The organism is Pseudoalteromonas sp. SA25 (assembly GCF_011378705.1).
In the GTDB taxonomy this organism is placed as follows: Bacteria; Pseudomonadota; Gammaproteobacteria; order Enterobacterales; family Alteromonadaceae; genus Pseudoalteromonas; species Pseudoalteromonas arctica.
This window is the reverse complement of sequence record NZ_WTKV01000046.1, coordinates 1-5,804: the sequence shown is the minus strand read 5'-3', so window position 1 is coordinate 5,804 and position 5,804 is coordinate 1. Positions and strand designations below refer to the sequence as shown.

Below are 5,804 nucleotides of genomic sequence, written 5' to 3'. Positions count from 1 at the left end.
GCTGTCTCTTGATCACAAGTCTGACTCAAGAGATTTTGCTAAATCGTAGCCTTCCAGGATGGCTTGTAACTTAAGCCATCCTTGCCATAACACTTTCACAGATGCACGCCCTGTGCGCTTGGTATCTTTCCAGCCTCCTAACTTTGCCAGTTCCTGATACGCCCATGACATATTTGGAGCAGTTTCAGGCAATGGTGTTTTTATTCTCTTTAACCACAATAACTTCCATGCTTTGGGAGATAACAGTTGTTCACAACTTGGAGAATCAGGCTGCTCATTGGTGAACTTTAGTTGCAATATTCGCGTCGCAATAAAGCCATTAATCGTCACCAATCTTTCCATGTTATCTTGGCTTTGAAGGCGTAAACTTTCGATATCCGTACCATCACTTTTCCAGACTTTATGGTATTCCTCTACAAGCCAACGGTGCTCATAGTAGGTGATGATAGCTAAAGCGTCTTCTTTGCTGGTGACTGGTTCACTGGTTAATAGGTGCCAGCTTAAGCCGTTCTCAGCGTTTCCTCGCTCTGCACAGCCGACATAGTAAACTGGGAGGGAGTGTCCTTTCTTATTGTAAGGCGCTTTGAGTGTCACTGGCGCATAGGTGATATCCAGTGTTGCGCTTCGGGCTTTTCTTCCTCCTTTTTGTGCAATGTGGATGTGTTTGGTGCCTGCACTCATCAGCTCGCTTGCAAACGCATAGAGCTTATCCTCACCTTCTTCAATATGACGACTTTGCATCGAGCGTACGACGAATCGTTGCTGCTCGCTCAGTTTATACTGCAAGTATTCGTAGATGTCCGCTTCGCGGTCACACACCGATATCACGTTCGCCATTTGTCCTTGCAGCCGCTCTGCCATCGCTCGTGACGCTGACTCCCACTTGTAACTTTCTTTTTCTTCGTAAGAAGTCGTCGCGTGTTTTTCTCTTTTTCCAATCGTGTTGATATCACGACTCCAGCGAGACTGTTCAATTAATCCCACAACTTGCTTTGTGTCTGGCGCAAACAGTAATACGCTATGAGCTAACAAGCCTCGTTGTTTTGCTCCTCGTCCGACATGACCCAAATCATCTCGAATGGAGGAATGTTTATAAATTAGTGTGGTCGTGTCTTCTAATGCGAGTAATAAGTTATGACTTTTTGCTTGTTCAACCGTGGCTTTAAAGCCTGACTCTGCTATAGCCGTTGCGTCAATATTCTCGTTGCGAATAAAGCGGTAGGCACCTTCCATATCGGCGGGGGATTGAGTGATGTTCACAAGTGGTTTTCCTGGTTCATTTGCAAGCGTTGATGCTAACTTTACCAGACGCGCTGTTCTTCTTGGATCACCTAAGTCCGATTTACCGAATTGTTGTTTTGCCCAATGAGTATGTTCGTTAATCATAATGTGCCCTCAAACAAGATTTGAAGATCTGATCATGACATTGAGATTTAGTTCAAAAAAATCCCCGCTAATTTCTTAGCAGGGATTTGTGTATAAGAGACAGCTAATTAGCGCCTTTTTGCATTGTGGCTAAATACAAATTTAATGCTGATTGATCATATGCGTTGCTAGTTGAGAGAATGATTGCTTTAAGCCTTCACGTAACAACGGATTGTCTATTTCTATATCCAGCGTTTTATTCATGCAGTACATCCATTGATCGCGCAATGCCTTATCTACAGTAAAAGGCATATGTCTTTTACGTAGCATTGGCTGGCCATGTTTTTCAGTAAATAGGTTTGGCCCGCCTAACCAACCAGATAAAAATTCAAAAAATACTTGGCGAATTCGATCTAATGGCAGAGGATGCATATCATATAACGGTTTAGCGTATTCATCTGACTCCATTATGTCGTAGAATCGATTGGAGATAGCACGCGCCCCTTTCTCTCCACCTATTATTTCATACGGTGTTTTTTCAGGAGTAGGAGCCTGTTGCTCAGGAGCTGGCTTAGATTTAGAAAAAAGTCGTTTAATCATATTACTTATCATCGTTAATAGGCAGTTTATAGCTGCAAAGAGGTTGCTTTAAAATGGACAAATATGCGGTTTTTGGAAATCCAATTAAACATTCAAAATCCCCCGCGATACATAAACAATTTGCTGTATCACTGGGCGAGCAAATCGACTATCGCGCAATATTAGCACCTATCGATAACTTTGAAAAAACAGTATTGTCTTTTTTTGAGCAAGGTGGTGTGGGTGCTAACGTTACAATGCCATTTAAAGAGCAAGCTTATGCAATGGCCGATGAGCTTACGCCATTAGCTAAAATTGTAGGGGCTGTTAATACATTAAAAAAACGAGATGATGGCACATTACTCGGTGATAACACCGATGGTGTAGGCTTTGTAAATGATTTACTCGCTAATGAAGTAGCCATAACTAATAAACGCATTTTAATCATAGGTGCGGGCGGTGCTGCTCGAGGGGTTATTTTACCTTTGTTAGAGCATAACCCTCAGGAAATAATAATAGTTAATCGCACAGCACAAAAAGCCAAAGAACTCGCAGAGCTGTTTACTCAATATGGACCAGTATCTGGCTTTGGCTTTGATGATTTACCAGTAAGCGATTACTCACTAATTATAAACTCTACATCTAGCAGTATGAATAATGAGCTTCCTGATCTTGATGAAAAACACATAACTAACTGTGAAGTCGCTTATGACATGTTTTATTCACTGCAAAATACCATTTTTATGAATTGGGTTGCACAGCATAATATTAACGCTAAGCTTTTAGATGGCAGTGGAATGTTAGTTGGTCAAGCTGCTCAAGCATATTATGTATGGCGTAACAAAATGCCAAAAATACTTCCCGTCGTTGATGCGCTCAAACAAGGAATGCTTAAATGAATCAAGCAATACAGTTTATAGATAGGATAGAGTTTAGAGAGCCCGATCATCAGTTAGTTTTTTTTGCACAAGTTAGTGGCATGCTGGTGGAATGTATAATAGAAGTAAATACACTTAAATTAACAGACGAAAGTCACGCAACAGAATATTTTGAAAAGTATCGTTTTGATTACGAAGAACGTGCCGAGGAGCTTATCGAAGAAGAGAGCTATAACTCGGCAGGCCAAATTGAAGTAAGCTTATTAACTTAAGTTAGCGATTTCAGCTAAGTATTCATCTTTAAGTGATACATAGTTATCGGCAGATATTTTTAAGAAGGCAAGTTCTTGCTCTGTAAGAGGGCGGGCTTGCTTAGCTGGACTTCCTACATATAAGTAACCAGACTCTAAGCGTTTGTTTGGTGGTACCAAAGAGCCGCCACCTATAATTACATCATCTTCAACAACCACGTTATCCATAATAATAGCACCCATACCTACAAGTATACGGTTTCCTAATACACATCCGTGCAGCATTACCTTATGACCAACTGTTACATCGTCACCTATAATAAGTGGATAACCATCTGGATTGCTTTTAGTTGCGCGAGATAAATGCAATACACTGCCATCTTGTATATTTGTACGCTCACCAATACGTATATAGTTAACATCACCACGTGCAGCTACTAACGGCCACACACTACTATTATCACCTAAAGTAATGTTACCAACCAAAACCGATGACTCATCAATATAAACAGACGAATTAAACGAAGGAGTTATACCTTTATAAGAACGAATTGCCATAGTTAGTACCTTTTAGATCATGATTATTAGTATTTGAGTGTATCAGCAAGGTGATTTTTGTACCATGCAGTGCACTGTTTGGTTACAAAACTATCAGTTTTAGGGGGTTTAGTTCAGATACTAACCGAACAGTATCTTTTTTTACTTTTTCTTTAAAAAAGTACTTGCGTAAAAATATGATCTCCCTATAATGCGACCCCACTGAGACGGGAAACGCCAACGCATAGCGAGGCAGGAACAACTCAGAGAGTTAAATAAAACTTCGGTTTTAAATCTTCCAAAAGAAAGTTTAAAACTAAGTGTTGACTCGAAAAATAAAGGGTGTATTATTCGCATCCCTTGAGACGCTAAAGCGACTCAAAACGTTCTTTAACAATATAAAGCAATCATCTGTGTGGGCACTCGTACAGATTGAGTTCTAACAGTCAACCTACTTAGGTAGCGAGGCAAACAAATTAGAGTCTCAATTGAAAACTGAGTGACCAACAGAATAGTTATTTAGGTAATTATTCGGCACAGTCAATTCAATATCGAAAGATATTAAAATAAATTCAGAATTCATTGAGCTGTCGAAAGACATAAAACTTTTTAATTGAAGAGTTTGATCATGGCTCAGATTGAACGCTGGCGGCAGGCCTAACACATGCAAGTCGAGCGGTAACAGAAAGTAGCTTGCTACTTTGCTGACGAGCGGCGGACGGGTGAGTAATGCTTGGGAACATGCCTTGAGGTGGGGGACAACAGTTGGAAACGACTGCTAATACCGCATAATGTCTACGGACCAAAGGGGGCTTCGGCTCTCGCCTTTAGATTGGCCCAAGTGGGATTAGCTAGTTGGTGAGGTAATGGCTCACCAAGGCGACGATCCCTAGCTGGTTTGAGAGGATGATCAGCCACACTGGGACTGAGACACGGCCCAGACTCCTACGGGAGGCAGCAGTGGGGAATATTGCACAATGGGCGCAAGCCTGATGCAGCCATGCCGCGTGTGTGAAGAAGGCCTTCGGGTTGTAAAGCACTTTCAGTCAGGAGGAAAGGTTAACGGTTAATACCCGTTAGCTGTGACGTTACTGACAGAAGAAGCACCGGCTAACTCCGTGCCAGCAGCCGCGGTAATACGGAGGGTGCGAGCGTTAATCGGAATTACTGGGCGTAAAGCGTACGCAGGCGGTTTGTTAAGCGAGATGTGAAAGCCCCGGGCTCAACCTGGGAACTGCATTTCGAACTGGCAAACTAGAGTGTGATAGAGGGTGGTAGAATTTCAGGTGTAGCGGTGAAATGCGTAGAGATCTGAAGGAATACCGATGGCGAAGGCAGCCACCTGGGTCAACACTGACGCTCATGTACGAAAGCGTGGGGAGCAAACGGGATTAGATACCCCGGTAGTCCACGCCGTAAACGATGTCTACTAGAAGCTCGGAGCCTCGGTTCTGTTTTTCAAAGCTAACGCATTAAGTAGACCGCCTGGGGAGTACGGCCGCAAGGTTAAAACTCAAATGAATTGACGGGGGCCCGCACAAGCGGTGGAGCATGTGGTTTAATTCGATGCAACGCGAAGAACCTTACCTACACTTGACATACAGAGAACTTACCAGAGATGGTTTGGTGCCTTCGGGAACTCTGATACAGGTGCTGCATGGCTGTCGTCAGCTCGTGTTGTGAGATGTTGGGTTAAGTCCCGCAACGAGCGCAACCCCTATCCTTAGTTGCTAGCAGGTAATGCTGAGAACTCTAAGGAGACTGCCGGTGATAAACCGGAGGAAGGTGGGGACGACGTCAAGTCATCATGGCCCTTACGTGTAGGGCTACACACGTGCTACAATGGCGCATACAGAGTGCTGCGAACTCGCGAGAGTAAGCGAATCACTTAAAGTGCGTCGTAGTCCGGATTGGAGTCTGCAACTCGACTCCATGAAGTCGGAATCGCTAGTAATCGCGTATCAGAATGACGCGGTGAATACGTTCCCGGGCCTTGTACACACCGCCCGTCACACCATGGGAGTGGGTTGCTCCAGAAGTAGATAGTCTAACCCTCGGGAGGACGTTTACCACGGAGTGATTCATGACTGGGGTGAAGTCGTAACAAGGTAGCCCTAGGGGAACCTGGGGCTGGATCACCTCCTTATACGATTTAGAACTTATTTGTTCGTAGTGTCCACACAGATGATTGTTA

Annotated in this window: 5 protein-coding genes and 1 rRNA gene; 3 read left to right on the top strand and 3 right to left on the bottom strand. The window is 43.5% G+C overall.

Going from position 1 to position 5,804, the window contains the following annotated elements; translation table 11 throughout:
• Nucleotides 1–12 precede the first annotated feature (12 nt).
• Both GQR45_RS21085 and GQR45_RS21080 read right to left on the bottom strand, forming a co-directional pair.
• Nucleotides 13–1,386: an IS4 family transposase gene (locus GQR45_RS21085; protein WP_096058041.1), complete on the bottom strand. Its 1,374-nt coding sequence runs from the start codon at nt 1,384–1,386 to the stop codon at nt 13–15.
• Between the two features lie 141 nt (nt 1,387–1,527).
• Nucleotides 1,528–1,965: a group II truncated hemoglobin gene (locus GQR45_RS21080; protein WP_004335148.1), complete on the bottom strand. Its 438-nt coding sequence runs from the start codon at nt 1,963–1,965 to the stop codon at nt 1,528–1,530.
• A 53-nt stretch (nt 1,966–2,018) separates the two neighbouring features.
• Here GQR45_RS21080 and aroE point away from each other — a divergent pair, with 53 nt between their 5' ends.
• Both aroE and GQR45_RS21070 read left to right on the top strand, forming a co-directional pair.
• Complete coding sequence (aroE, locus tag GQR45_RS21075; RefSeq protein WP_165726932.1) at nt 2,019–2,843, top strand: shikimate dehydrogenase; 825 nt, start codon at nt 2,019–2,021, stop codon at nt 2,841–2,843.
• Entirely contained in the window at nt 2,840–3,094 is a 255-nt protein-coding gene (locus GQR45_RS21070; RefSeq protein WP_165726931.1) for a DUF1488 family protein, read from the top strand. The genes aroE and GQR45_RS21070 overlap by 4 nt, the downstream gene beginning before the upstream one ends.
• Here the strand turns inward: GQR45_RS21070 and GQR45_RS21065 are convergent.
• The gene (locus GQR45_RS21065) at nt 3,086–3,631 is read right to left on the bottom strand and encodes a gamma carbonic anhydrase family protein (RefSeq protein WP_165726930.1); all 546 of its coding nucleotides are present in this window, start codon (nt 3,629–3,631) and stop codon (nt 3,086–3,088) included. The two genes, GQR45_RS21070 and GQR45_RS21065, sit on opposite strands and share 9 nt — an antisense overlap.
• A 589-nt stretch (nt 3,632–4,220) precedes the next feature.
• Between GQR45_RS21065 and GQR45_RS21060 the strand changes: the two genes are divergently transcribed.
• Nucleotides 4,221–5,756, top strand: a 16S ribosomal RNA gene (locus GQR45_RS21060).
• The last annotated feature ends 48 nt before the right edge of the window (nt 5,757–5,804 follow it).

Coding starts and splice junctions, on each gene's coding strand:
- GQR45_RS21085 (WP_096058041.1), bottom strand. CDS start 1,386: ATGATTAACGAACATACTCATTGGGCAAAACAACAATTCGGTAAATCG.
- GQR45_RS21080 (WP_004335148.1), bottom strand. CDS start 1,965: ATGATTAAACGACTTTTTTCTAAATCTAAGCCAGCTCCTGAGCAACAG.
- aroE (WP_165726932.1), top strand. CDS start 2,019: ATGGACAAATATGCGGTTTTTGGAAATCCAATTAAACATTCAAAATCC.
- GQR45_RS21070 (WP_165726931.1), top strand. CDS start 2,840: ATGAATCAAGCAATACAGTTTATAGATAGGATAGAGTTTAGAGAGCCC.
- GQR45_RS21065 (WP_165726930.1), bottom strand. CDS start 3,631: ATGGCAATTCGTTCTTATAAAGGTATAACTCCTTCGTTTAATTCGTCT.